23 protein-coding genes are annotated in these 25,961 nt (G+C 62.1%); 10 read left to right on the forward strand and 13 right to left on the reverse strand.

Annotated elements, in window-relative coordinates:
- Window position 1: 1 nt before the first annotated feature.
- Genes AC1DVV_RS14660 through wecB form a run of 3 tightly spaced genes read left to right on the forward strand, consistent with a single transcriptional unit; the run spans window position 2 to window position 3,002 of the window.
- Window positions 2-859, forward strand: a complete 858-nt coding sequence (locus AC1DVV_RS14660; RefSeq protein ID WP_477701653.1) for a dTDP-4-dehydrorhamnose reductase family protein — start codon at window positions 2-4, stop codon at window positions 857-859.
- 9 nt (window positions 860-868) lie between these two features.
- Window positions 869-1,882, forward strand: a complete 1,014-nt coding sequence (locus AC1DVV_RS14665) for a polysaccharide biosynthesis protein (protein WP_477701654.1) — start codon at window positions 869-871, stop codon at window positions 1,880-1,882.
- Window positions 1,875-3,002, forward strand: coding sequence for a non-hydrolyzing UDP-N-acetylglucosamine 2-epimerase (wecB, locus tag AC1DVV_RS14670; protein ID WP_477668533.1), 1,128 nt, complete (start codon window positions 1,875-1,877; stop codon window positions 3,000-3,002). Before AC1DVV_RS14665 ends, wecB begins: the two co-directional genes overlap by 8 nt.
- 12 nt (window positions 3,003-3,014) lie before the next feature.
- Here the strand turns inward: wecB and rfbC are convergent, their stop codons facing one another.
- The 4 genes from rfbC to AC1DVV_RS14690 form a co-directional block, all read right to left on the reverse strand.
- Complete coding sequence (rfbC, locus tag AC1DVV_RS14675) at window positions 3,015-3,563, reverse strand: dTDP-4-dehydrorhamnose 3,5-epimerase (protein ID WP_477701655.1); 549 nt, start codon at window positions 3,561-3,563, stop codon at window positions 3,015-3,017.
- Window positions 3,560-4,450, reverse strand: coding sequence for a dTDP-4-dehydrorhamnose reductase (gene rfbD / locus AC1DVV_RS14680; protein ID WP_477668535.1), 891 nt, complete (start codon window positions 4,448-4,450; stop codon window positions 3,560-3,562). The genes rfbC and rfbD overlap by 4 nt, the downstream gene beginning before the upstream one ends.
- Window positions 4,451-4,454: 4 nt before the next feature.
- Window positions 4,455-5,483, reverse strand: coding sequence for a dTDP-glucose 4,6-dehydratase (gene rfbB, locus AC1DVV_RS14685; protein WP_477701656.1), 1,029 nt, complete (start codon window positions 5,481-5,483; stop codon window positions 4,455-4,457).
- A 131-nt stretch (window positions 5,484-5,614) separates the two neighbouring features.
- Window positions 5,615-7,600, reverse strand: a complete 1,986-nt coding sequence (locus tag AC1DVV_RS14690) for an SDR family oxidoreductase (RefSeq protein ID WP_477701657.1) — start codon at window positions 7,598-7,600, stop codon at window positions 5,615-5,617.
- A gap of 249 nt (window positions 7,601-7,849) precedes the next feature.
- On the opposite strand from AC1DVV_RS14690, the gene AC1DVV_RS14695 reads away from it, so the two are divergent.
- The 4 genes from AC1DVV_RS14695 to AC1DVV_RS14710 all read left to right on the forward strand — a co-directional run bounded on the left by AC1DVV_RS14695 (window position 7,850) and on the right by AC1DVV_RS14710 (window position 11,489).
- Window positions 7,850-8,353: a phasin family protein gene (locus AC1DVV_RS14695; protein ID WP_431098472.1), complete on the forward strand. Its 504-nt coding sequence runs from the start codon at window positions 7,850-7,852 to the stop codon at window positions 8,351-8,353.
- A 238-nt stretch (window positions 8,354-8,591) separates the two neighbouring features.
- Window positions 8,592-9,863, forward strand: a complete 1,272-nt coding sequence (locus tag AC1DVV_RS14700) for a patatin-like phospholipase family protein (RefSeq protein ID WP_477701658.1) — start codon at window positions 8,592-8,594, stop codon at window positions 9,861-9,863.
- 133 nt (window positions 9,864-9,996) lie between these two features.
- The gene (locus tag AC1DVV_RS14705) at window positions 9,997-10,656 is read left to right on the forward strand and encodes a TetR/AcrR family transcriptional regulator (RefSeq protein ID WP_477666536.1); all 660 of its coding nucleotides are present in this window, start codon (window positions 9,997-9,999) and stop codon (window positions 10,654-10,656) included.
- A 59-nt stretch (window positions 10,657-10,715) separates the two neighbouring features.
- Entirely contained in the window at window positions 10,716-11,489 is a 774-nt protein-coding gene (locus tag AC1DVV_RS14710; protein WP_477701659.1) for a tetratricopeptide repeat protein, read from the forward strand.
- Between the two features lie 359 nt (window positions 11,490-11,848).
- Here AC1DVV_RS14710 and AC1DVV_RS14715 read toward each other — a convergent pair whose 3' ends face one another.
- From AC1DVV_RS14715 to AC1DVV_RS14730, 4 genes are all read right to left on the reverse strand, one after another.
- Window positions 11,849-12,589, reverse strand: a complete 741-nt coding sequence (locus AC1DVV_RS14715) for an HAD-IB family hydrolase (RefSeq protein ID WP_477701660.1) — start codon at window positions 12,587-12,589, stop codon at window positions 11,849-11,851.
- The gene (locus AC1DVV_RS14720) at window positions 12,523-14,061 is read right to left on the reverse strand and encodes an ArnT family glycosyltransferase (protein WP_477701661.1); all 1,539 of its coding nucleotides are present in this window, start codon (window positions 14,059-14,061) and stop codon (window positions 12,523-12,525) included. Before AC1DVV_RS14720 ends, AC1DVV_RS14715 begins: the two co-directional genes overlap by 67 nt.
- Window positions 14,062-14,135: 74 nt before the next feature.
- The gene (locus AC1DVV_RS14725; protein WP_457281252.1) at window positions 14,136-15,086 is read right to left on the reverse strand and encodes a lysylphosphatidylglycerol synthase transmembrane domain-containing protein; all 951 of its coding nucleotides are present in this window, start codon (window positions 15,084-15,086) and stop codon (window positions 14,136-14,138) included.
- Window positions 15,083-15,961: a decaprenyl-phosphate phosphoribosyltransferase gene (locus tag AC1DVV_RS14730; protein WP_477701662.1), complete on the reverse strand. Its 879-nt coding sequence runs from the start codon at window positions 15,959-15,961 to the stop codon at window positions 15,083-15,085. Before AC1DVV_RS14730 ends, AC1DVV_RS14725 begins: the two co-directional genes overlap by 4 nt.
- A gap of 162 nt (window positions 15,962-16,123) precedes the next feature.
- Here AC1DVV_RS14730 and argE point away from each other — a divergent pair, with 162 nt between their 5' ends.
- Window positions 16,124-17,278: an acetylornithine deacetylase gene (gene argE, locus AC1DVV_RS14735; RefSeq protein ID WP_477701663.1), complete on the forward strand. Its 1,155-nt coding sequence runs from the start codon at window positions 16,124-16,126 to the stop codon at window positions 17,276-17,278.
- A gap of 126 nt (window positions 17,279-17,404) precedes the next feature.
- On the opposite strand, the gene AC1DVV_RS14740 is transcribed toward argE, so the two are convergent.
- Window positions 17,405-18,535: an ABC transporter substrate-binding protein gene (locus AC1DVV_RS14740; RefSeq protein ID WP_477701664.1), complete on the reverse strand. Its 1,131-nt coding sequence runs from the start codon at window positions 18,533-18,535 to the stop codon at window positions 17,405-17,407.
- Window positions 18,536-18,709: 174 nt separating this feature from the next.
- A complete protein-coding gene (locus AC1DVV_RS14745) occupies window positions 18,710-19,861 on the reverse strand; it encodes an ABC transporter substrate-binding protein (RefSeq protein ID WP_457281256.1) in 1,152 nt (383 codons plus the stop codon).
- Window positions 19,862-19,913: 52 nt separating this feature from the next.
- Between AC1DVV_RS14745 and AC1DVV_RS14750 the strand changes: the two genes are divergently transcribed.
- Together AC1DVV_RS14750 and AC1DVV_RS14755 are read left to right on the forward strand one after the other, a co-directional pair.
- A complete protein-coding gene (locus tag AC1DVV_RS14750; protein WP_477707210.1) occupies window positions 19,914-22,043 on the forward strand; it encodes a molybdopterin-containing oxidoreductase family protein in 2,130 nt (709 codons plus the stop codon).
- Between the two features lie 6 nt (window positions 22,044-22,049).
- A complete protein-coding gene (locus AC1DVV_RS14755) occupies window positions 22,050-23,189 on the forward strand; it encodes an aminopeptidase (RefSeq protein ID WP_457281258.1) in 1,140 nt (379 codons plus the stop codon).
- A gap of 51 nt (window positions 23,190-23,240) precedes the next feature.
- On the opposite strand, the gene AC1DVV_RS14760 is transcribed toward AC1DVV_RS14755, so the two are convergent.
- The 3 genes from AC1DVV_RS14760 to AC1DVV_RS14770 form a co-directional block, all read right to left on the reverse strand.
- A complete protein-coding gene (locus AC1DVV_RS14760) occupies window positions 23,241-23,711 on the reverse strand; it encodes a GNAT family N-acetyltransferase (protein ID WP_457281259.1) in 471 nt (156 codons plus the stop codon).
- The gene (locus AC1DVV_RS14765; RefSeq protein ID WP_457281260.1) at window positions 23,708-24,514 is read right to left on the reverse strand and encodes a class I SAM-dependent methyltransferase; all 807 of its coding nucleotides are present in this window, start codon (window positions 24,512-24,514) and stop codon (window positions 23,708-23,710) included. The genes AC1DVV_RS14760 and AC1DVV_RS14765 overlap by 4 nt, the downstream gene beginning before the upstream one ends.
- Window positions 24,515-24,749: 235 nt before the next feature.
- Window positions 24,750-25,664, reverse strand: coding sequence for an alpha/beta fold hydrolase (locus AC1DVV_RS14770; protein ID WP_477701666.1), 915 nt, complete (start codon window positions 25,662-25,664; stop codon window positions 24,750-24,752).
- Window positions 25,665-25,961: the final 297 nt, after the last annotated feature.

Here is a 25,961-nt window from a genome sequence, read left to right on the forward strand (position 1 = left end):
GATGAGAGTTCTTGTATTGGGCGCCAGCGGCATGATCGGCAGCGCCATGATCCGCGTCTTGAGCCAGAAAAAGGATTGGCAGGTCTTCGGCAGCATGCGAAATGCCGCGGCGCTGCGCTTTTTTGAGCCCGCCATCACCGAGCGCATGCTGACCTTTGTCGACATCAACGACCGCGACAGCGTCATCCGCGCATTTGCCCACGCCCGGCCTGACGTGGTGATCAACTGTATCGGCCTGACCAAGCACCATACCGAAGCTGATGATCCGTTGCTCGCGATTCCCATCAATGCGTTGCTGCCACACCAGCTCGCCGGGCTGTGCCTGGCGGCGTCGGCACGTTTGATCCATATCAGCACCGACTGCGTCTTCTCGGGCGCCAAGGGACACTACATCGAAGCTGACGCTGCCGATGCAAAAGATGTCTATGGCAAGTCCAAGCTCCTCGGTGAGGTGCTGGGCCAGGGCGCAATCACTTTGCGCACCTCGACAATAGGCCACGAATTGCAAAGCGCTTACGGGTTGCTGGAATGGTTCCTTGCACAACAAGGTTCCTGCAAAGGCTTCAACAAGGCCATCTTTTCGGGTCTGCCGAATGTCGTGTTCGCCGAAATCGTCCGCGACATCGTGATTCCACGGCCCGAGCTGACCGGCCTGTACCACGTTGGCGCCTCCCCGATCGGCAAATACGACCTGCTCAAGCTGATCGCCGCAGCCTACGGCAAGGCCATTGATATTCAGATGGACAATACGTTTACGATGGACCGATCGCTCGATTCCAGCCGTTTCCGCGAAGCGACAGGCTACACCGCACCGGCCTGGCCCGAGCTTATCGACATCATGCATTCCTCGAAACTGTAAGAATCAGCCATGTTTGACAACAAAATACTGATGATCACCGGCGGCACCGGCTCGTTCGGCAACGCCGTCCTCAAACGCTTCCTCTCAACCGAAGTGCGCGAAATCCGCATTTTCAGCCGCGACGAAAAAAAGCAGGAAGAGATGCGGATCGCGCTGAACAATGACAAGCTCAAGTTTTACATCGGTGACATCCGCGACTACGACAGCATTCACCAGGCGATGAAGGGTGTTGACTACGTGTTTCACGCGGCAGCACTCAAGCAGGTCCCGTCCTGCGAGTTCTATCCGATGGAGGCGGTGCGTACCAATGTACTGGGCGCGGAGAACGTCATGAACGCAGCGATCGCCCATAGCGTCAAGCGCGTCGTCGTCCTGAGCACCGACAAGGCGGTCTATCCGATCAATGCCATGGGTGTGTCCAAGGCAATGATGGAAAAACTCATGGTCGCCAAGGCACGCATGCAAAACGATGGCGAGACCGTGCTTTGCGCCACGCGTTATGGCAACGTGATGGCGTCGCGCGGCTCGGTGATCCCGTTGTTCGTCTCGCAGCTCAAGAGCGGCGCGCCGCTGACCGTGACCGACGCCAGCATGACCCGCTTCCTGATGTCACTCGACGATTCGGTCGACCTGGTGCTGCACGCGTTCGAGCACGGCCAGCAGGGCGACATTTTTGTGCAGAAGGCGCCGGCCTCGACCGTCGCCGACCTTGCGCAAGCGCTCAAGGACATTTTTGGCGGCAACGACCAACCCACCAAGATCATTGGCACGCGCCATGGCGAAAAGCTCTACGAAACGCTGGTGTCGCGCGAGGAAATGGCCCGGATCGACGACATGGGCGCGTACTACCGCATTCCCGCAGACAACCGCGATCTCAATTACGCCAAGTATTTCAGCGACGGTGAGGAACGGATCTCGCAACTGGACGACTACACATCGCACAACACCGAGCGGCTCAATGTCGCCCAGGTCAAGGCGCTTTTGGGAAAACTGGATTTTATTGAGGAGGCACTTCGTGTTTAAAGTGATGACGGTAGTCGGGACCCGGCCCGAATTGATCAAGATGAGCCGCGTGATTGCGGCGCTCGACAAGCACACCCAGCACATTCTTGTGCACACGGGCCAGAATTTCGACTACGAACTGAACCAGATTTTTTTCGAAGACCTGCAGATTCGCAAGCCCGACCACTTTCTCAATGCGGTCGGTGAAAACGCGGCCCAGACCATCGGCCAGATCATCATGAAGGCCGATGAGGTGTTCCAGGCCGAGAAGCCCGACGCCGTCCTGCTCTACGGCGACACCAACTCATGCCTGGCAGTGATCGCGGCCAAACGGCGGAAAATCCCGGTGTTCCACATGGAGGCAGGCAACCGCTGCTTCGATCAGCGCGTTCCCGAAGAACTCAACCGGAAGGTGCTCGACCACCTGTCGGACATCAACATGGTCCTGACGGAACATGCACGGCGCTACCTCATCGCCGAAGGCGTGCGGCCCGAAACCATCATCAAGACCGGCTCGCACATGCGTGAGGTCGTCGACCACTACCGCCCGCAAATCGACAAGTCCGACATCATTTCGCGCCTGTCCCTCAAGCCCAATGAATTTTTCCTGGTCAGCGCGCATCGCGAGGAAAACGTTGACTCGCCCGACGCGCTGAAGGACCTGCTCGAGACCTTGACCGAGCTTGTCAAAAAGTATGGCTTCCCGGTGATCGTTTCCACCCATCCACGCACGCGAAAACGGCTGGAGGAGGCTGGTTACGAAGGCCTGGACAAGCGCATCGTGTTCGGCAAGCCGCTCGGGTTTTTCGACTACATGAAACTGCAGGTCGAAGCCAAATGCGTGCTGTCCGACAGCGGCACCATCACGGAGGAGACTTCGCTGCTCAACCTCTGCTCCATCACCCTGCGCAATGCCCACGAGCGCCCCGAAGGCATGGACGTCGGCACCCTCATCATGAGCGGCCTCAAGAAGGACCGCGTGATAGACGCCATCGAGATCGTGACGTCGCAATATGACCGCAACCGGCGCCCGGTGCTGCCCATTGCCGACTACGAAAATCCGTTCGTCTCGACGCAAATTGTGCGTGTCGTGACGAGCTACATCGACTACATCAACCGGGTCGTCTGGTCGAAGAAATAATACGCGCGGCGGCTATGGCGGCAGCTCGGCTTGCGCCATCGTCGCGCCGTCACAATCCCTGGCTGAAAGCAGAGGTACAGTGCCAGCCAGGGGCCAGGCAATCGCCAGATCCGGGTCGTCCCAACGGATGCAGCGTTCATGTTCGGCGGCGTAGTAGTCGGTGGTCTTGTACAGCACGTCGGCAAATTCGCTAAGCACCAAAAAGCCGTGCGCAAAGCCCGGCGGCACCCAAAGCTGCCGATGCTCCTGGGCCGACAACTCGAACGCGACCGAACGCATGAAATTCGGCGAGGAGCGCCGGACATCGACCGCCACATCCCAGATGCTGCCGCTGACCACCCTCACGAGCTTGCCTTGGGGTTGCCTGAGCTGGTAATGCAGGCCGCGCAGCACATGGCGAACCGAGCGCGAATGATTGTCCTGTACAAAACCGCCGTCAAGCCCGGTTGCCCGCTCAAAATCGCGCCTGTTGAAGCTTTCGAGAAACAGGCCCCGCGCGTCGGCATGAACTTCAGGCTGAATCAGCAGCACTTCGGGCAGGGCCGTCGGGGTGACTTTCATGAGAGCTCCTCAACCATTTTGGCGACACCGGTTTGCCAATCGGGAATGTCGACCCCGAAAGTCCGCCGCAGCTTCGAAGTATCAAGTCGTGAGTTCAATGGACGGCGGGCTGCCTGCACGTAGGCAGTTGACGCCACGGGCTGGACTGCATCTATGGGCACACTGGGCAACAGGCCGGTCTTTTGTGCCTGCTCAACGACAAAACACGCATAGCCATGCCAGGAAGTTTCACCGGCGGCAGCCGCGTGATAAAGCCCGGCCAATTGCTCATCCGCGAGAACGCGCGTCAACGCCAACACAGTCAGGTCGGCCAGCCAGGCCGCTGCGGTGGGCGCACCGAACTGGTCGTTAACCACCGCCAGCCGGCCGTCCCTGCGCAACTTGTGCAGGATTTTCTTTGCAAAGTTTTCACCATGCGCCGCATAAAGCCAGCTTGTGCGGAAGATCAGGTGTCGTGCGCAATTTTTCGCGACCAACTGGTCGCCGAGCAGCTTGCCAAGGCCATAGGCGTTCAGCGGCAAGGCGGTGTCGTCCTCGGTCCACGGCCGCGTTCCTCCGCTGCCATCAAAGACATAGTCGCTCGAATAGTGAACAAACCAGGCGCCGGTCTCTTCACACGACCGGGCCAGCACGGCCGGTGCATCGGCATTGATCGCGTTGACCATATCAGGCTGGCCCTCGGCCGCATCAACGTCAGTGAAAGCCGCCGCATTGACGACGATATCGGGCCTGGCTCCGAGTACGGCGTTCCGGATACCAACGCTGTCGGCAAGGTCGCCGCCAGGCTGGCTCCGATCAGGTGCAATCACCTCGCCCAACGCGGCCAGGCTGCGCAAGAGCTCCGCGCCCAATTGCCCGCTCTTGCCGAACAGCAGGATCTTCAGCATGGACTCACCCGGTATGGCCGCGCTCACGCACCGCTTGCAGCCAACCTGGGTTGTCCAGGTACCAGCGCACGGTGTGGCGCAGGCCGGCTTCGAAGCTCTGGTCAGCATGCCAGCCCAGCTCATGGCGGATCTTGCTCGAATCGATGGCGTAACGGGCATCATGGCCGCGGCGATCGGCTACATGGGTGATCAAGCCGGCATAGCCGGCCGGCACCGGCCGCAATTCATCGAGCAGGCGGCAAATCGTGCGCACGACATCCAGATTGGTTTTTTCTCCCTGGCAACCGATGTTGTAGGTCTCACCGGGCCGGCCGGCCTCCAGCACCATGCGGATCGCCTTGCAATGGTCCTTGACATACAGCCAGTCGCGCACCTGCAGGCCATCACCGTAGACCGGCAAGGACCGCCCTTCGAGCGCTGCAACAATCATGTGGGGGATCAGTTTTTCCGGAAACTGGTAGGGCCCATAGTTGTTGGCGCAGTTGGTGGTAAGCACCGGCAGGCCATAGGTGCGATGGCTGGCACGCACCAGGTGGTCGGCGGCCGCCTTGCTTGCGGCATAAGGGCTGTTGGGTTCATAGCGGTCAACTTCGCGGAAAGCCGCCGCCGCCGACGTCAGCGAGCCATAGACTTCATCCGTCGACACCTGCAAAAACCGAAAGTTCGTGCCGCTTGATCCTTCCAGCCCCGACCAGTAGGCGCGCGCGGCCTCCAGCAGGCGGAAAGTGCCTACGATATTGGTCTGCACAAACTCTTCGGCCGCGTCGATGGAGCGGTCGACATGCGACTCCGCCGCGAAGTTGATGATGGCGCGCGGCCGGTGCAACGCAAGCAGGCTGGCCACCCACCGGCTGTCGGCGATATCGCCGTGCGCAAAGACATGGCGGCTGTCACCCTCAAGCCCACGAAGGTTGTCGCGGTTGCCCGCGTAGGTGAGCTTGTCGATATTGAGGATCGGCTCATCGTGCAACGCGAGCCAGTCCAGAATGAAGTTGGCTCCGATAAAACCGGCTCCGCCAGTGACCAGAATCATGGATAGCCTTTGTTGACGGCGCACGTGCGGCAACGGCGCCTGGAAACGAATTATCCCCCAGCCGTGGCCGCCGCCCAACGAAAAACGGGCCTGGAAAACCAGGCCCGTTTGGCTTCAAGCCTGAAACATGCTCAGAAATGAATCCCGCGCATCATCTGCTGCATCGCCACCGCTTCGGCCGACAGCGTCGGTTTGGCGCTCTTGTCGCCCTTGGCAGCCGATGAGTCGGGGAACATACGGAAGCTGGTGTTCATGGCGATCTGGGCGATGCGTGGCACCAGCGCATGCATGAGCTGGCCGGTGATGCCCAGGCGGGTGGCCACGCGTACCGGCTTGAAGATGCAGGCCTGCGCAATCATGTCGGCGGCCTCTTCAGGGGAGAGCGTGGGCACGTTGTTGTACAGGTTGGTCGGCGCGATCATGGGCGTGCGCACCAGCGGCATGTTGATGGTGGTAAAGCTGATGCCGACGTCGGCAAATTCACTGGATGCGCAGCGCGTCCAGGCGTCCAGCGCGGCCTTGGAGGCTACATAGGCCGAAAAGCGCGGCGCATTGGTCAGCACACCGATGGAGCTGATATTGACCACATGGCCCTTGCGCTTGGCCGCCATGCCGGGCAACAGCCCCATGGTCACGCGCAGGCAGCCAAAGTAGTTGAGCTGCATGGTGCGCTCGTAATCGTGAAAACGGTCGTAGCTGGCCTCAATGGCGCGGCGGATGGAGCGGCCCGCGTTGTTGATCAGGAAGTCCACGCCGCCATGGTTGGCGATCAGTTCCTTGATGAAACGGTCGCAATCCGCCATGTCGGCGATGTCGGCCGGGTAAGCCACGAAGTTATAGCCCTTGGCCTTGGCTTCCTTGCAGGCTTCGTCGAGCTTGTCCTGGTCGCGCCCGCAGATGATGGTGATGGCACCCGCATCGGCAAACTTGTGCGCCGCCGCCAGGCCGATGCCTGACGAACCACCGGTGACCAGCACCACCTTGCCGTTGACCGTGCCGCGCAGCGACCGGTCGATATGCAGGTCTGGATCCAGGTGGCGTTCCCAGTAATCCCAGAGGCGCCAGGCGTAGTCTTTCAGGTTGGGGCATTCGATGTTCGAACCCTTGAGCGCAGCCATGGTGTCGCGGCAGTCAAAGCGGGTCGGGTAGTTGACAAACGTCAGCATGTCTTCCGGCAGACCCAGGTCGGCAAGCACCGCATTGCGTACGCGGCGCACCGGCGCAAGCGCCATCAGGCTCTTTTTGACGCCGCGCGGGATAAAGCCCAGCAGGGCGGCATTCACGAACAGGTTCATCTTCGGCGCATGGGCCGCGCGGCTGAAGATGTCCAGCACATCACCGACGCGGTAACCCACCGGGTCCACCAGGTGAAAGCATTTTTTGGCAATGCCGGTTTTGTGGCTGAGGTGGTCCAGCGCATCGACAACAAAATCGACCGGAACGATATTGACCCGCCCGCCTTCCAGCCCCACCGCCGGCATCCAGGGCGGCAGCAGTTGCCGCATGCGCTGGATCAGCTTGAAGAAGTAGTACGGCCCGTCGATCTTGTCCATTTCGCCGGTGGTGCTGTCGCCGACCACCATGGCAGGGCGAAACACCGTCCAGGGCACCTTGCATTCCTTGCGCACGATTTTTTCGCTCTCGTGCTTGGTCATGAAATACGGGTGTTCGTAGTTTTCAGCTTCCTCGAACATGTCCTCGCGGAACACGCCTTCATAGAGGCCGGCAGCTGCGATGGAGCTCACATGGTGAAAGTGGCCGGCGTCAATCGCCTTGGCAAATTCCACCGTATTGCGGGTGCCGTCAATGTTGACGGCCACCTGGCTTTCCTCGTCGGCGCTCAGGTCATACACCGCAGCGAGGTGGTAAAAATGCCCGATCTCGCCCTTGAGTTTCTTGATGTCTTCACTGCTGACACCGAGCTTTTTGCTGGTCAGGTCGCCGTGCACGGCCACCGCACGGGCAGCAGGCACGCCCCAGTACTCGCGCAGCGCCGCCACTTTGCCGGCGCTTTCCTTGCGGATCAGGAAATGAACGGTCGTTCCTTTTCGTTCCAGAAGTTTTTTTACCAGGCGCTTGCCAATGAAGCCTGTGGCCCCTGTAACGAAATAATGCATTTTGTGTTTCCTCCGCTGAACGGCCAAGTCAAAAAGTGATTCTTGCTTAAACGGCAGGACTCTCTATTCAGCAGAAACCCGCGCTCAGCCTGACTGCACGTGCTTTTCCATAGAGCCGCATGCCTAGAACCTGTTCACGGTTCTAGAACGCCGCACCTAAACGCCGCCGCGAGGAGGGCTTATATTTTCCCCATGCGTGCGGCATACTGCCCGCGAAGTTCCATAACCACAAACTGTCTGGAGTAAACCATGGTCAAGAAACTGCAAAAAATGAGCGCTGACAAGAAGTCCGGTCCACAGCTGTCCGGTGCCGTCAAGGAATCCGCCCAGCAAATCTGGCTGGCGGGCCTGGGCGCATTCTCGAAGGCGCAGGAAGAAGGCGGCAAAGTGTTTGAGACCCTGGTCAAGGAAGGCCTGTCCATCCAGCGCAAGACCCAGGCCGTGGCTGAAGGCAAAATTTCTGAAGCCACCAACAAGATGGCCAGCATGGCCACCGACATCCAGTCCAAGGCCGGCCACCAGTGGGACAAGCTGGAAAATATCTTTGAAGACCGCGTGGCCAAGGCCCTGAACAAACTCGGCGTGCCTTCGGCCAAAGACGTGGACGCCCTGATCGCACGCATTGACGAGCTCAACCGCAATGTACAAAAAATGGGCGGCAAGCCAGCAGCCAAAACCGCAGCGGCAAAACCCGCGGCGAAAAAGGCGGCCCGTCCCGCGGCCAAACGCCCTGCGGCACGCAAATCAGCCTGAGCACAGGGTACTCTGGAAAAAAGGGACACACCGTCCCTTTTTTTACGCCTGCGCGCAATCACCCAGCGCCCTGACTTTGCTGCAAAGCAGCAAATAGTTCCAGGGCCGCCGTCTACACTTTCCAGCCATGACCCAAGCGAAGCCCGCAAAAAATAAACGCCCTGCAAAACCGCGCATCGCCCTTGCGTTGTCGGGCGGTGGTCATCTAGCTGCTACGCAGCCAGCCGACCCGGCAAAGATGACGAAACGGTCCGCCGCCCGGCCGCGCATTGCTTTGGCACTCTCTGGCGGCGGCCCGTTGGGCGCCATCTACGAAATCGGTGCGCTGTGCGCGCTCGACGAATCCCTGCAGGGGCTTTCATTCACCGAACTGGACCACTATGTCGGCGTGTCAGCCGGCGGTTTTATCGCGGCGGGCCTTGCCAACGGCATGACGCCGCGCGAACTGTGTGCCGCCTTCATTGAAAACGGCGACCAGGCGTCCGAGGTGTTTGACCCGGCCTGGCTGATGGTGCCGGCGTATGGCGAATTTTTGCGGCGCGGCATCATGCTGCCCGGCCTGCTGGCGTCGGCGGCCTGGCGCGCCACCTTCGGGCGCAAGTCACTGGTCAATGCGCTGGAGGCGCTGGGCCCGGCCTTGCCCACCGGCGTTTTCTCCAATGACGAAATCGACACGCGCCTGACCGCATTGTTTTCCAAACCCGGCCGCACCAACGACTTTCGCCAGCTCCGCACACGGCTGACACTGGTCGCGACGAATCTTGACAGCGGGGACGCCGCGCCCTTCGGCCGCCCCGGCTGGGATCACGTGCCCATTTCCAAAGCCGTGCAGGCCAGCTCGGCCCTGCCGGGCCTGTTTCCGCCGGTGGAGATCGACAGCCACTACTACGTGGACGGCGCGCTGAAAAAGACCATGCACGCCGGCGTGGCACTGGACGACGGCGTTGACCTGATGTTCTGCCTGAACCCGCTGGTGCCCTTCAACGCCACCCGCGCACCCGCACTGGCCATGAACCAGCGCGTCATGCGCCGCGGCCTGCCGGCTGAAAAGCAGGCCATCCCGCGCATAGTGAGCGGCGGCCTGCCCGCCGTGATGAGCCAGACCTTCCGCTCGATGATCCACTCGCGGCTGGAGCTCGGCATGAAGCACTACGCGCATGCCTATCCCGGCACCGACATCGTGCTGATGGAACCCGACACCCGCGACACCGAGATGTTCCTGGCCAATACCTTCAGTTACCGGCAGCGCCGCGAGCTGGCCGAGCACGCCTACCAGAACACCCGGCAGATGCTGCGCTCACGCAAGACCACGCTGTCTGCCACGCTGGCGCGGCACGGCGTGTCGCTGAACCTGGACGTTCTGGAAGACCCCAGGCGCCACCTGGTGGCTGAAAGGCCTGCCGCCACCCGTGTGGGCCGCGCCATTGCCTCGCTCGAAGATGTGATGGAAGATTTGAGCCACGCGCTGCGGCCCGCTGCACGCAAGCTGCCCGCGTCAGCCGGCGCTTAACCCAAAGGTTTGCCAAAGGTGCATGCCATGCCGTTCACCCTGTTGCAAACCGCCGTGCGGATTGATGGACTTCCCTAGTGTCGCCCGGGGAAACGCTGGGTTAGAGTAAAGAACAACACGAGGTAGACAACTTATGGCGAAAAAAGCGCCGCGCCGTACAGCAGAGCGGATCCTGGAGGTCACCCTGGACCTGTTCAACCGCTTTGGCGAGCCCAATGTGTCGACCACGCTGATCTCCGCCGAGCTCAGCATCAGCCCAGGCAACCTGTACTACCACTACCCCGCCAAAGACGAGCTCATCAACTCGCTGTTTGACCGCTACGAAAAATCCCTGAGCGAGCTGCTCAATGCCAGCGACGGCGTTCGCGACGTGGAAGACGCCTGGTTTTTCATGCACACGCTGTTCGAGCTGATCTGGCAGTACCGCTTTTTGTACCGCGACCTCAATGACCTGCTGAGCAAGAACCGCCGCCTCGAAACCCACTTCCAGTGGGTGCTCAAAAACAAGACCCGCGCCGTGAAAGCCCTGCTGGACGGGATGAGCCGCTCAGGCGCCGTGACGATTGATTCGCGCGAGGTCGAGGCCACGGCCACCAGCATGGTGGTGGTGCTCACTTACTGGCTGAGCTTTGAGTACGTGCGCGACCCACGCAACGCGCTGGAACCTGCCAACGCACAGGCCGCCCTGCTGCGCGGTGCGCACCACGTGCTCAACCTGCTGATTCCCTATCTTGAGCAAGGCCAGCGCGCGCATCTGCAGGCGCTGGTCGGGGCTTACAGCAACCCGGCTTGAATTCCGTCAAACTGCCGTCATTCATAACACCAACAATTTTTACCAAGGAGACAACACACATGGCCAAATGGACTGCCTTTCCCCACGCCGGCGACTACACATTTGATGCTGCCAGCCTGAAGAAGAGCTGGGCCCGACTGCACCAGGGCGACTGTGAGCCCCTGCCCAAGGATGCCGATGTATTGCAGACCTGGGTGCTGTTTCATAACGGCGACTTCCAGAAAGCGGCTGAAGCCGGCACCAAGGCCGGCGGCGACGGCATCACCGTGGCCAACAAGGCCACCAGCATGTACGCCACCTACCTTGAAACCAAGGAAAAGGCCAAGCTGGACATGTTCATGGAAGTGGCCGCACGCGCCGAAGCCCAGCAAAAATCCGACCCAAAGAACGCCAACGCCTGGTACTGGCAGGCCTATGCGCTGGGCCGCTACAGCCAGGGCATCAGCGTGGCCAAGGCGCTGGCCCAAGGCCTCGGGACCAAGGTGAAGAATTCGCTGGAGCAGGCCATCAAGCTGTCACCCAAGCACGCAGACGCGCACATCGCACTGGCGGCCTTCCATGCCGAGGTGATCGACAAGGTGGGCTCGCTGATCGGCGGCATGACCTATGGCGCCAAAAAAGACATCGGCCTGGCGCTCTACAAGGACGCGCTCAAGCTGCACCCGGGCTCGGCCATTGGCATGATCGAATACGCCAACGGCCTGGTCATGCTGGAAGGCGACAAAAAAATGAAGGAAGCCACCAAGCTGTACGAACAGGCCGCGGCCAGCAAACCGCTGGACGCCACCGAACGGCTGGACGTGGAGATGGCCAAGGCCGAACTCGAAGACTGAGCCGGCAGCGGAAAGCCTCACCGCAACATTCCCGGCAGGGCCCGCGCGTCCCAAGGCGCACGGGCCCTGCCCGTTTTTGCTACTGTTTTGATAGCTGCTTGCGCCCGTCAGTATTGGTCTAAAGGCCGAATTTATGCTCAAAAACAGGCTAAAACGGCCTCCAGCAGGCACTTTGGAGTCCGTTTTGGTGATTTTCAGTCTCTCGGGGCAGGATTTTGAGCTGTTTTGGAGTGCCAAAAAGGGCTGCAAGGCATAAAGGACGAGCGCGAGGAGCTATCAAAATCATAGCGTCAGCAGCGCCATCCGGCCAGTCCTGAACCTGCCCAGCGTCATGCGCCGGGCCAGACCGGCTCAAGCCCTCACACCGGCCGCGCCGCATCCACCCAAGGCTTGCCCCGGTACCACGCATGCCGGGCCAGCCGCAGCATGGGCTTGTCGCCGGAGGTATCGCCGTAGGCATACAGGGTGACGCCGTCCAGCGCTGTTTCCCCATAGCGCGCCAGCGCCCAGGCCTGCAGTCGCAGCACCTTCTGCTCGCCATGGCAGTTGGGGGTGCTCATGCGACCAGTGAGGCGGCCGGTGAGATGCCCGTCCTCACCCTCGTCCACCACTTCCATTTCCGTGCAGAGCAGCGCGTCAAACCCCAGCTGCCGTGCCACCACGGGCAGGTAGATGTCGGGCGACGCGCTGACCATGACGCAGCAATGCCCGGCCTCGCGGTGCCAGGCCAGGCGCGCCATGGCGTCCTCGCGCAGCTGGCCGGGAAAATCGTGGGCCAGCCAGCGGGCCGTCCAGCTCTCCATCTCGGCCAGGCTGCGGCCGGCCAGCGTGGCCTGCATCAGCTTGCCTTTGGCGACGTGGTTGGGCACCAGGCGCAGCGCATAGCCGGCCAACCAGGGAAGGCAGCGCAACACGGCCACCAGGAACCGCGGCCAGCCCAGGCCGCGCGCCAGGAAAGGCATGAAGGTGTCGCGCCGGGTCAGCGTGCCGTCGAAGTCAAAGGCCGCGACGACGGGACCGGCCCCGGCAGCGATCACCTCGTGCATCGCACCTGCCCGCAGTAGCGCACGCAGAACGGGCAGCCCGTCATCGGCAGCCACGAAGGGATGTTGAAGTAGCGCTTGAAAATCGTGCCCAGCACACCTTCGCGGTAGGCCTGGTATTTAAAGCCCATGCCTTCAACCGCGTAAAAGGGCACGCCGTCCTGCTTGAAGCTGAGCACACGCACCGACTCGAAGTAAGGCGCAAACTCTTCCAGCTTCGGCTTGTCGGCAACGATGACACGCACCGTCTTGCCCTGGTAGAGCGAAAAGTCGACCAGCATGTCGTCCTGGCGCGCATGGAACTTGCCGACGCCGAACACCGGCATGTATTCGCGGCGTTCGAAACCGAAAATCGACGCGGGCGTATAGGCCTCGCCCATCAGCACCACGCCGGGCACGGTGACCTGCTGCAGCATTTCGGCGGTCTTGTAGCTGCGGATGATCTGCGGATAAAGCTTGGTCGTTTTCCAGGTATCCAGCGACGTCATGTACAGCCCGGCCACCGCCAGCACATGCAGGCCGGCAAACACGGCCAGCCCCTTGGCGCAGGCCTTGAGCCTGTCAGCCGGCAAGGCAAACGCCAAAAAGGCGAAGCCAAAAGGGTAAAACGACAGCACCCAATGCAGGCCAATCACCTTCTTGCCTGACAGCAGCGCAAAAAACAGCAGCGGCACCACCACCAGGCAGGCCAGCAGGCGCTGGTTCCGGGCAGCGGCCATCAGCGCATCACGGTAGCGCACAGCCATCCATACCGCCACGGGCGTGATCAGGTAGACCATCATGCCGATGTAAGTCAGCGGCTTGCGCCATTCGAACACCGCATCTTCATTGCGGTTGTAGACGTTGAACATGATGTTCGACCAGCCGTGCGACATGTTGTAGGTGATGTTGATCGCCGGGCCGGGCAAGGCACACAGCACCAGCAGCGCAAAACCCGCGAGCCGCTCACGCCGGTACAACACGAAGTAAACGAAGTAGGTGAAGCCAAGCACCACCGAGAAATACTTCGACAGAAAGGCACAGCCCAGGAAAAGGCCCGACAGGGCGTAGAGGCCGTAAGCGGCGCGGTCCAGCTGCGCCCGTCGCTCGGCGCGCATCAGCGCGGCCACCGACAGTGCCGACCAGAAAATCAGCGGTGTGTCGGTGGTGATCAGGACGTTAAGCCAGTTCAGCGGCGCCAGCCAGAAAAACAGCACGGCCCAGGCAGCGCGCACCTTGCCCGCCGGCTTGAGGGCCCACCAAAGCGCCCCGCCCAGAGCCAGCGGCAGCAGCACGATGGGCAGGCGTATCGACCAGAGGCTGTCGCCCAGCGTGGCGCGCATCAGCGCAATCAGCCAGCCCACCATGGGCGGGTGGTCTGAATACCCCCACGCGGGGTACACCCCCCACCAATAGAAAAAGGCCTCGTCACCGGTGACCGGAAAGGTGACGGCGATCCAGAACCGCAGCAGCAGTGACAGAAGGCCGGCGGCCAGCAGCCAGCGGCTCAGCGAAACGGGGAAAGCGGCGGTGTCTTGGTTCTGGGGCATGAAAACTAGGGGAACGGGTAGGTCTGGCGGCTTTGCATGGTGCGGGGAAGGCCAGGAAAGAAGGCCCGCAGGGGCTAGCGAAAACTGATTTCCTTGCGGATGGCCGCACTATAAAGCAAGGCCACCACGCCAATGGCGACGGCCAGCCACAGGGTCAACAGCCGCACCAGCACCGTGATGGAAAGGGCTGCAGCCGGTGTGGCGCCCTGTGCCACCAGCAGGCCGGTCAGCACGGCTTCGGTGCCGCCCAGGCCCGCCGGCAGGGCAGACAACGCCCCGGCCACCATGGCGGTCGCGTAAAACCCGGTGGCTGTCAGCAGGCCGAGGGGGGCATTCATCTCGCGGCATACCAGCCAGACCGCGACACCCTGCGCGGCCCAGGCCGCGAACGTCAGGCCAAACCAGAGCAGCGGGCGCACCGCCAGGCACAACCAGGCCTCCTGCAGCCAGGCAAAGCGCAGGAACAGCCGTGCGCGGTGCTTGAACAGCAGGCCCAGCACCAACGCCAGCAGCAGGGCTGCGGCAGCCAGCAGCCCGGCCAGCCAGGCGGGTGATGCCGGCATCGCGCCATGGTTCAGGCCCCACCACACGGCGGGCAAACACAGCAGCAACAGGCACAGCAAATCGGCCAGCCGCTCGGCGCCGAAGATGGCCAGGCTTTGCGCGGTGCCTAGCGGGCGCTGGGCCAGCATCAGGCCGCGCACCGCTTCACCCACATTGCCCGGCGTGGGCGTGAAGGCATAACCGGCCAGGTAGAGCCTCAGCCCCTGCAGCCAGCCGAAATGGCGCCCGAAGTGGGCCATCCAGAGCCGCCAACGGAGGCCTCGCAGCAAATAGTTGAGCAGGCAAAGGCCTGCTGCCTGGGCGCCCGTCCACGACCACAGCAACGCGAGCGAGGCCCTGGGGCTGTCACCCCAGATCAGCAGCACGGCCGCATAAGCCGTGGCTACCACGCCGAGCACCAGCAACAGCTGCTTGAACGGCAAGGTACCGCGCGCGGGCGGCGGAGCGCCCTCGGGAATCACAGGCGGCGGCTCAGGAAGATGGCCAGCCAGATCGCGCCGGCCGCCAGGATCCACGGGTCCCGCAGCATGTCACGCGCCACGTCTTCGCCGCGGCCGCGGTGCACCTGGTAGGTGTAGCGCAGCATGCCGAAAATGACCACCGGCACGGTGTAGAGCAGGCGCTCGCCATGCTGCAGCTGCGCCTCGGGGCTGGTGGCAAACAGGCTGTAGGTGGTGAGCGTGGCTGTCATGGTCGCGGCCATGAAGGTGTCGAGCAGGGCCGCCGGGTAGTGCGCCAGCACGGCGCGCTGGCTGGCTTCTTCATGAAAAGTTTCGGCCTTGCGTTTGGAAAAACCGAGGAACAGGGCCACAAAAATGCCGGTGAGCAGCAGCCAGCGCGAAGGCGGAATCCCCACCGCCACGGTGCCGGCAAGCAGGCGCAGCATGAAGCCCGAGGCAATGATGGACACATCGACCACCGGCACCTGCTTGAGCCGCCACGAATACGCCAGGTTCAGCACCGTGTACAGGCCCAGCAGCACCAGCAGCGTGCGGTTGCCCGCGGCCAGCAGCAGGCCCGCCATCAGCAACAGGACCGCCAGCACCAGCGCCACCGGCACAGCCACCGCGCCGCTGGCCAGCGGCCGGTGGCGCTTGGTGGGGTGCAGGGCGTCGCTGGCCCGGTCGTGCCAGTCGTTGATGATGTAGACCATGCTGGAGAGGCAGCAGAACGCGGCAAAGGCGTAGAAGACGCGCAGGTCCAGCGCGGTGTCCTGCCAGTTCTGGCTGAACACCAGGCCGGCAAACACAAAGGCGTTTTTGAGCCACTGGTGCGGCCGCATGAGCCGTATCAGCGCAAGCGGGGAAGAGGACGAAGAAGGGGACAAGGAAGACATCAGGATGGGCGAAAACGCCCCGGAGGAAAGCGACGTTGAAGCATACCTGACAGGACCGGCGCCAGATATCCGGGAATGCGGCCAAAATAGGCGATGGATTCCGCGCCTTCCTCCTCCATCTTCCCGGGCCCCACCTTGATCCCATCCCCTTCGCTTCCTCCCGTGTCCCCCCGCGCCCTGCAACTGGTCCAGACCCTGGTCCGCATGAACACGGTCAGCGACAACAGCAACCTGGCGCTGATTCATTTCGTGCGCGACGAGCTGCAAAAGCTCGGCGTTGCCAGCCGCATCACCACCAATGCCGACAAAACCAAGGCCAACCTGTTTGCCACGCTGGGCGAAGGCAAACCGGCCGGCATCATCCTTTCGGGCCACACTGACACGGTGCCTTGGGACGGCCAGGACTGGACGCTGGACCCGCTGTCGGGCACGGTGAACGATGGCAGGCTGTACGGCCGCGGCAGCTGCGACATGAAGGGATTTATCGGCCTGGCGCTGACCCACGCCGGAGATTTTTTGAACAGCCAGGCGCCGTTTGCGGTGCACCTGGCGCTGAGCTACGACGAGGAAGTCGGCTGCCTGGGCGTGCGGGAGCTGATCGCCGACATGAAAGACGCGGGCATCGCACCGCTGGCCTGCATCATTGGCGAACCGACCAGCATGGTGCCGGCCACCGCGCACAAGGGCGTGTACCGCTACAAATGCTGCGTGCGCGGCAAGGAGGCGCACTCCTCGCTCACGCCGCAATCCGTCAACGCCATCGAGATGGCCGCGCGCGTGGTCGGCAAACTGCGCGACATGGCCGACGGCTTTGAAGCGAACGAGCCGCGCTATGAAGGCTTCGATGTGCCCTTCAGCACCGCCAGCGTCGGCCAGTTCCACGGCGGCATTGCCGACAACGTGGTGCCGCGCGACGCGGAGTTCCGCTACGAATTCCGCAACCTGCCCACGGCGGATGCAGTTTTAATGCAAAAAGAGCTTGTAGCCTATGCGGAACTTGCGCAACCAGCTATGAAAAAGATAGCGCCCGACGCCGGTTTCAGCTTTGAGACGATTTGTGAAGTACCGGCCTTTCTCGGCTCCGCCGGCGATGCGGTGACCCAACTGGCGCAGCGCCTGGCCGGCACACGAGAGACCACGCTGGTCGCTTTCGGCACCGAAGCAGGCCTATTCAAAAACGCCGGCATTCCCACGGTAGTGTGCGGGCCCGGCAGCATCAACCAGGCGCACCAGCCCGACGAGTTTGTGAGCCTGGAACAGCTCGCGCGCTGCGAGGATTTCATGCGCGGGTTGGTCGCTACGCGGCAAATTGCCTGATCGAACGGACTTCGCTAGTGGGCGGGTTTTCGCGCGGGCCACCGTGGAACCGGCTTTGCCGGGCCACTAGTGGCGCCCCCTTGAGGGGGAGGCGGCCGCAGGCCGCTTCGGGGGGGAGTCAGTACTTCAGGTCCTGATCCGGCCGTCGCCCGTCAGCATCGACAGCTCCACGAAGTGGGACGCCACATGGTCGGTCGGCGAGAACGTCACGGAAAACCCGCCGAGCGACTGGGTACCGATGGCTTCCAGGCCGGAAATCAGCGAATCACGGCTCATCTTGGGGCCGCCGCGCTTGAGACCGTCCACCAGAATCCTGGCGGCCACATAGCCTTCCATGCTGGAGAAATTAACCTTGGCGTCCTTGCCGGCCGCCTTCACTGCTTCGGTGAACTCGCGCACAATCGGCCGCGCTCCGTTGTAGGGCGAAGGCATGACCTGCGACACCACCACGCCTGCGCCTTCCTTGCCCAGCTCGTCGGCCAGCGCCTGCGTACCGACAAACGACACGTTGTAGAACGTGCCGCCATAGCCGGCCTTGCGGGCTTCGCGGATGAAAGCTGCGCAGGCCTTGTAAGCACCGATCTGCACCACCGCATCGGGGCCCGCGGCCACCAGCGTGGTGACGGCCTTGGCCACGTCCACCGTATTGCGTTCAACAGTCGCCTGCGCCACGGGCTTCAGGTTCTGTGCACCCAGGGCCAGCGTGACGCCGTCCAGCCCGGCCTTGCCGTAGGCATCGTTCTGGTAGAACACGGCGATTTTCTTCAGTCCCAGGGCGGTCAGCTGTTTGACGATAAGGCCGGTTTCGTCGTTGTAGGACGCGCGCACGTGGAAGACATTTTTGTTGAAAGGTTCACGCAAAGCCATGGCACCGGTGAACGGCGCGATGAACGGAACCTTGTCCTTGATGGCCAGCGGCAGGGCAGCGATGCTGGTGGGGGTGCCGATGTAGCCGAACAGCGCAAACACCTCATCCTCGATCAGCTTGCGGGTGTTTTCGGCGCAGCGGGCGGGTTCATAGCCGTCATCCAGGTTGCGGATTTCAATCAGGCGCTTGTTGACGCCGCCCTGTTCGTTGACCTGGTCGAAGTACACCTTCGCGCCCTGGTAGAACTGGATGCCCAGCTGCGCAGCCGGGCCGGTGAAAGGCGCCGACTGGCCCAGGATGATCTTGTCGGTCTGGGCATGCGCGATGTTGAAACCCGCCAGCACGGAAGCGCCGGCAGCGGTGGAAAAGGTTCTGCGAGTAATGTTCATGACGCAATCTTCGCAACAAAAGTTTACAAACAGCTTAATTTGTAAAAACTAAGTTACAAATACGTGAGATAGGTCACTACTTTAGCGGAAGCCAGCAACGCAACAGCCGGTAATTTGTCACCTTTTGCATCATCCAACCCACAACACTCGCCAATTTTCGCTATCTCACTCTTCCTATTCCCGCACCCGTCCGGTGGCATCAATCAGGCTGAGCTCTACCAGTTTGGAGCCCACGCGGTCCCCGTCAAAGTGCACCCGAAAACCGCCCAGGTTCAACTCCTGCATGGTGTCCAGTGCCTTGCGCAGTTTGACGCGGGTCGGGTCCTTTCCGGCCTTGCGCAGGGCTTCGACATACGTCCAGGCAGCGATGTAGCCTTCGAGCATGTACACATTGGGTTTGCCCAGTTTGGCCGCTGTAGCGTCGGCCTGCAGTTCACGGACCAGGACGCTCTTGGCGTTGTCCGACTTGGGTGTGACGCGCACCACCACCACACCGGCACCGGCCGCACCCAGCTGCTCGGCCAACAGGCTTTCGCCAGTGCTGGAAAAGCCGTAGATGGGCCCGCGAAATCCCTTGGCGCGCAAATCGCGTATCGCGCTGGCGGCGCCGGCAGCGTCGCTGATGACCAGTACGGATTCAGGCTTCTTGCCCAGAATCTGTTCAACGCTCGCGGCCACACTGCCGCCCGAGAGGGCCGACTTGGCCACCAGGTTGGCGCCCAGCCCGCCCATGGTGCGCTCGGCTGAATCCAGTGCCGCCAGCGATTCGGCATCCTTGCCGTGCAGTATGGCCAGCTTGCGCATGCCCAGGGTTTCGGCGTGCCGCGTGATCATGGCGGCTTCTTCCGAATAGCCGGGGCGCACGGAATACACATTGGGGTACAGCGAGCCGCGCAACTCGTCGGCGCCGGCCATGGGGGCGAACAGCAAAATGTCGGTGTCTTTCAGCAGCGGGTTGACGGCCGTGACCTGCGGCGAGCCGTAGTAGCCGAAGAGCGAAAACACCTTCTGGTCCAGCAGCTTGCGGGTGTTGGCCGCGGCGGTATCGGGGTTGCCCGCATCGTCCAGCGTCGTCAGTTCGATCTTGCGGCCGTTGACGCCGCCGCCGGCATTGACGTGGTCGAAGTAAAGGCGCGCGCCCTGGGCAAACGGCACAGCCAGTGTGCTGCCGGGCCCCGTCATGGCCAGTGACTGCCCCAGCGTTACAGCGGTTTTGCTGATGCCGTCCTCGGCATACACCCACGGCGCCATCAGGGCGACCAGTGCCGCTACCATGGTGATCCTGACCAGCGCGCGGAATGACTGCATTCCTGTTTTTGTTGTCATGTTGTCTCCTCATCCCCGGGGGCCGGTATGGCTGTCAATATAAAGTTGAACCATGAGCAATACCATCAGCATCTCCCCTAGGACCGAGGCGAAACCTGACACCGGGCTGAAGCCTGCGGCCGTACAGGTGCTGGGTGCCTGCCCGCACGACTGCCCCGACACCTGCTCGCTGCTGACCACAGTGGAGGACGGCGTGGCCATCCGCGTGCAGGGCAACCCGGACCATCCGCATACCGGCGGCGTGCTGTGCAACAAGGTGTCGCGTTACACCGAACGCACCTACCATCCGGAGCGCCTGCTGAGCCCGCTCAAGCGCAGCGGCCCGAAAGGCAGCGGACAGTTCGAGCCGGTGAGCTGGGAAGCGGCGCTGGCCGACATTGCGGCCCGCCTCAAGCCCATCGCCGCACGCAATCCCGAAGCGATCGTTCCTTACAGCTATGCCGGCACCATGGGCCAGGTGCAGGGCGAAAGCATGGCGGGCCGGTTTTTCAACCAACTCGGTGCGTCATTCCTGGACCGCACCATCTGCTCATCAGCCGGCGGCGAGGCCCTGACGCAAACACTGGGCGGCAAGGTCGGCATGCGGGTGGAGTTTTTTGCCGAATCGAAGCTCATCATCATCTGGGGCAGCAACTCCATCGGCAGCAACCTGCACTTCTGGCGTTACGCACAACAAGCCAAGCGCGACGGCGCAAAACTTGTCTGCATCGATCCGCGAAAAAGCGAAACCGCCGAGAAATGCCATGAGCACATCTCGCTGCTGCCGGGTACCGACGCCGCGCTGGCGCTGGCCCTGATGCACGAGCTGATCACCCACGACTGGCTCGACCACGACTACATCGCGCAGCACACGCTGGGCTGGCAAAGCCCGGACGGCGGGCTGCGCGAGCGCGCGCTGCAGTGGCCCCCCGAACGTGCAGCCGCGGTCTGCGGCGTGCCGGCGGAACAGATCCGCTCGCTGGCGCGCGATTATGGCGAATGCTTTGTCAAAAAACAGCCCGCAGCGATCCGCCTGAACTACGGCATGCAGCGCGTTCACGGCGGCGGCAATGCGGCGCGTGCCATTGCCTGCCTGCCCGCGCTGACGGGCGCGTGGCGGCATCGCGCCGGTGGCGTGCTGCTCAGCAGCTCGGGGCTCTTTCCCGTCGACAAAGCCGCCCTGCAGCGGCCCGACCTGCTGCAGGGCCGCCAGCCGCGCACCATCAACATGAGCACCATCGGCAACGCCTTGCTCGAAGCTGCATCGCCTCAATTTGGCCCGAAGATCGAGGCGCTGATCGTCTACAACAGCAACCCGGTGGCAGTGGCGCCGGAATCCGGAAAAGTGGTTCGGGGCTTCGCGCGTGAAGACCTCTTCACTGTCGTGCTTGAGCACTTCCAGACCGACACGGCCGACTACGCCGACTACATCCTGCCGGCCACCACACAGCTGGAGCATTGGGATATGCATGCCTCCTATGGCCACACCGACGTGCTGCTGAATCGCCCCGCTATCGCGCCCATGGGCCAGGCCAAACCCAATACGCAGATCTTTCGCGAGCTGGCCGCCCACATGGGCTTTACCGACCCCTGCTTTGCCGACAACGATGAGCAGCTGTGCCGCGCCACGTTTGGCGACAAGGTGGACTTTGGGCAATTGCTGGACACGGGCTTTGCCACGCTGGCGCTGCCCGATGCGCCGTTTGCCACCGGCAACTTCCCCACCGCCTCCGGGCGCTGCGAGTTCTTCAGTGCGCGCCTCGCGGCCACCGGCGCCGACGGCCTGCCCGGCCACGTGCCCAATTACGAAGCAGCCAACACATCCGACCAGTTCCCGCTGGCCATGATCTCACCGCCCGCGCGCAACTTCCTCAACTCCACCTTCGTCAACGTGAAAAGCCTGCGCGATATGGAAACCGAACCGGTGCTGGAGATTCATGCGGACGATGCCGCTGCACGCGGCATCACCACGGGCGCGGTCGTCAAGGTGTTCAACCAGCGCGGCGAGTACCGGGTCAAGGCTGAAGTCTCCACGCGGGCACGCCCCGGCGTGGTCAACGGCCTGGGTATCTGGTGGCGCAAGCTGGGCCTGGACGGCACCAACGTGAACCAGCTCACCAGCCAGCACCTGACCGACATGGGCCGCGGCCCCGTCTTTTACGATTGCCTGGTGCAGGTGCAGCGCGACGCTGAAACAGCCTGAGGCACGGTGAGCCGAACGCGCGCCAAGACACTGACCGGCCTGGCTGCTGCGCTGGCCGCAGCCGCGTTATGCCTCACGGGGTGTGCTGACCTGGGTTACTACTGGCAGTCCGTCAGCGGCCACATGCAGATGCTCAACGCCGCCCGGCCGGTGGACGACTGGCTCGGCGAAGCGCAAACATCGGCCTCATTAAAAAGCCGGCTGGAACTGTCGCAGCGCATCCGCAGCTTTGCGGTGACCGAGCTGAAACTGCCGGACAACGCCAGCTACCGCCGCTATGCCGACCTGCGCCGCAGCGCCGTGGTCTGGAACGTGGTGGCGGCGCCGGCGTTTTCACTCACGCTCAAAACCTGGTGCTTCCCGGTCACAGGCTGTGTCGGCTACCGCGGCTACTTCAACGAGGCCGACGCGCGCGCCGAAGCGGCGCGGCTCAAGGCCGAAGGCCTGGAAGCCAGCGTTTACGGCGTGCCCGCGTATTCCACACTGGGCTGGATGAACTGGGCCGGCGGCGACCCCTTGCTCAACACCTTCATCGGCTACCCTGAGGGGGAACTCGCCCGGCTGATCTTTCATGAACTGTCCCATCAGGTGGTGTATGCGCCGGGTGACATGATGTTCAATGAATCGTTTGCCACTGCCGTCGAGCGCCTGGGCAGCGAGCGCTGGCTGGCCACGCAAGCCGGTGACGACGCACGCAAGGCCTACGCCGTATTTGACGGCCGGCGCCGGCAGTTCCGCGCGCTGGCACTGGCCACGCGCCGCGAATTGGCCGCAATTTATGATCAAAAAGATGCCGCAGCCCAATCAGAACCTGCGCAAATAGCTAGCAAAATGATAGCGCACCAGCGCTTTCGCGACGCCTATGCTGAACTCAAGGCATCATGGGGCGGCTTTGCCGGCTACGACCAGTGGGTGGCGAACGCCAACAATGCCTCGTTTGGCGCACAGGCCGCGTACGACGAACTGGTACCGGGCTTTGAAGCGCTGTTCGAACGCGAGGGCCGCGACTGGCAACGGTTTTATGATGCGGTCAAAAAGCTGTCCCGGCTACCCAAGGACGAACGGCGCAAGGCACTTGAACACAACATGGTGAACCTTGCGCAGGCACACAGTCACCAACGCAAGGCCGGACAGCCCAAAGAGTAGTTCAGCCTGGGCAGCGTCCCAGCACATGCGGCGAGGGGCGTATCTATAGGCTTACACGCACATGATCGTGAGGCGGTGTCCCTGATGTTCCGTATGTTCGACGACTTTCCAGCCGAGCCGGGCATACAAGGCTTCGCTGTTCGGCGTAAACAGGTAGACCTTGTCTTTGCCCATGCCGGCGGCCTCCCGAACCACATGCCGGACCAGCGCCGACCCAATCCCCTTGTTCCTGTGCTCGGACGCGACATAAACGCTGGACAACCAAGGCGATAAGTGGGAATGGGTAATCGTTTGCGGCAGCAGACTTGCCGACCCCAGAAGCCGGCCTTCGCAGACCGCCACAAAGGTCATCGGCAACGCGCCCTTCTGCGCGGATGCCTTCAGCCTCTGCGTGCGCTGCTCAACCGTAACCGATGTATTGAGATAGCCGAATTGCGCCTGGTGCCACACGGCCAGCGCCGCGAGATGCTGCGGGTGGTCGGCAAGATGGCCAATGCACACAGGAGATGCTGCGTGCCTCATGCCAGTTGAACCCAGGCAGCAACAGACATGGGCGGCACGGTCACAGTGTGCTCGTCGCGGCCCGCCAATTCCCGGGCCAGCAACGCGTCGACATCGTGATGATCCGCATCAGCACGCCCGAGCTTTCGAGCCATGGGTGTGACCGACCTGACCGCCTCCAGAGGCAGTTCGATTGAACGTGCACCATACTGAAGAGGTGCTGATGTCTGCACCTGCACACTGCCGTAGCGCGTCAAAATACTTGGGAGCCTTGCTGCCATGTACGGATTGATGCCTGCGTCCAGCATGACATCGCCTATGAACACAATCGCCTCATGTGTTTCTGGCGATGCAGGCGGCCAGATGCTGCTGTGTACGCCGCGGAAAAAATCCATTTCCAGAAACGCCATCGCGCCTCCCGGCCGGACCCAATTGGCCACGCGTGCAACAGCAGCCTCGGGACTTGCGATGTACAGCAGGAAGTACCGCCCAACCACAGCGTCAAACATCCGGGGTGGCTCAAAATCGTCCAGATCAGCCAAAACAAACTTCACATTCTGAAAACCCGAATCAGCGATGCGCAACGCAGCGGCATCAAGCTGGGCCGGGTCCCGGTCCACCGCCGTCACTTCGCCGCCGGGCCCCACACGGCTTGCCAGCAACAAGGTCATATCACCGCTTCCACAGCCCAGTTCCAGGACCTGGGACCCAGGCTGTACGCCGGCCCCTGTCAACAGGTTCTCGGTAAGCGGCAGTATCGCCAGCCCCTGCATTTTCAACCTGTCGCGCTCTTTTTCACTGCTGTGCAGCGGGTAGCTTTTCATCCTTCATGGATCCTTTTTTTGGTTGTCATGTCGTTCCAGAGCTGCGGCAAAGTGCCCGCACGGGATGCCCCAATCGGTCAGGCATACATCGTCGATGTGACGCCAGCAACGTGATTCTCGAAAGAGCAGTATCCAGCCCCTGCAAGGCTCTGCACAGTGTGTGAACTACGGTATCCAGAGATCTCGGCCCGGTAGGCAATACCGTAGCCAAGCCGACTCTCTGACCACGACCGGGCTAGAAAATCCCGTATTGCGCGGCCCGGTGCGCAGCTTCAGCCCGCGTCTTGCTACCCAGGGCTTTCAAGGCAGCGCTCACATGCATTTCAACCGTACGAGGACTCAGGGATAGTGTGCGTGCGATCTGTTTGTCGGTCTGTCCTTGCGCTACCTGCCTCAGCACCTCGGCTTGGCGCACTGTCAGCCGGAAAGCAGGTGCCACAGCGCCCTCGTTGCCGGCGAGAAATTCAAGCACGGTATCGCGCACCCCGGGCCATGCCGGCTCCTCCACCAAAGGGATGTTGTTGTGCGAGTCAATCGGAACGAAGCGTGCGGCAGGAATGAGTGTGGCCAGTCTTTGCCCTTCGTCTATCGGATACAAAATGTCTCGGCGGGCGTGTAGAACCAGGCATGCAGTGTCAATCCGCTTCGCACTTTCGCTGAGATCAAGGTCATAGAACGCCCGGACGCTCTGCGCAGCGATGGCGCCGTTCATGCGCTGGCTGACGATTCGATCATGGGCCTCAAGTTGCCCGGCCGAGGCGTCCGGGAGAAATTGTGCCGTGAATATGCGCCGGAAAGACACCGCAAACTCGCTTCGCCCATCCAGTCCGGATTCATACACCTGCAACGCCGCCATGGCATCGTCCCGTTGCGCGGGAGTCAGTTCACGCCGCAAACGCCCGCGAACGGCCCCTCCATAGATAACCAGGCGCGTCAACCGGGCAGGATGGCGGGCGGCATACTCGATTGCCGCATACGCCCCCGTACACACCGCCACAATGGCAAAGCGCGTCAGACCCGCTGCATTGACGACCGCCTCAATGTCTTCCACCCAGGCATCCAGGGACATGCGCTCAGGTTTTCGCTCCGAAAGCCCACAGCCCCGCATATCGAGCCTGATCACGGTGTGGCGGGCGGCCAGCGCGTCCATCCAGTGCCTGCTCGCGGGTCCAGGCGATGTCAGGTCGTTGTCGGTGTACTGCAGGGTGACCCATACGACTGGTGGCCCGCAGCCAGTTGCAGTGAAAGCGATGGCCGTTCCATCGGCGCTTTTGCAAAAATGAATGGAATTTGGATTCTTCAAAAGAGGGGGCTGTTGCAAATTTGTCTGACAACGCACGGGTAGATGGGGGTGCGTCAACAGTGCTCAGTATCACATCACAACGCAGTGTCTTGAACAGGGCCGAAAGCGTAGCCCGCTTTGAAATACTGCCTGAACGAAACGTCG

It is taken from the genome of Polaromonas sp. P3_B4 (assembly GCF_056402835.1).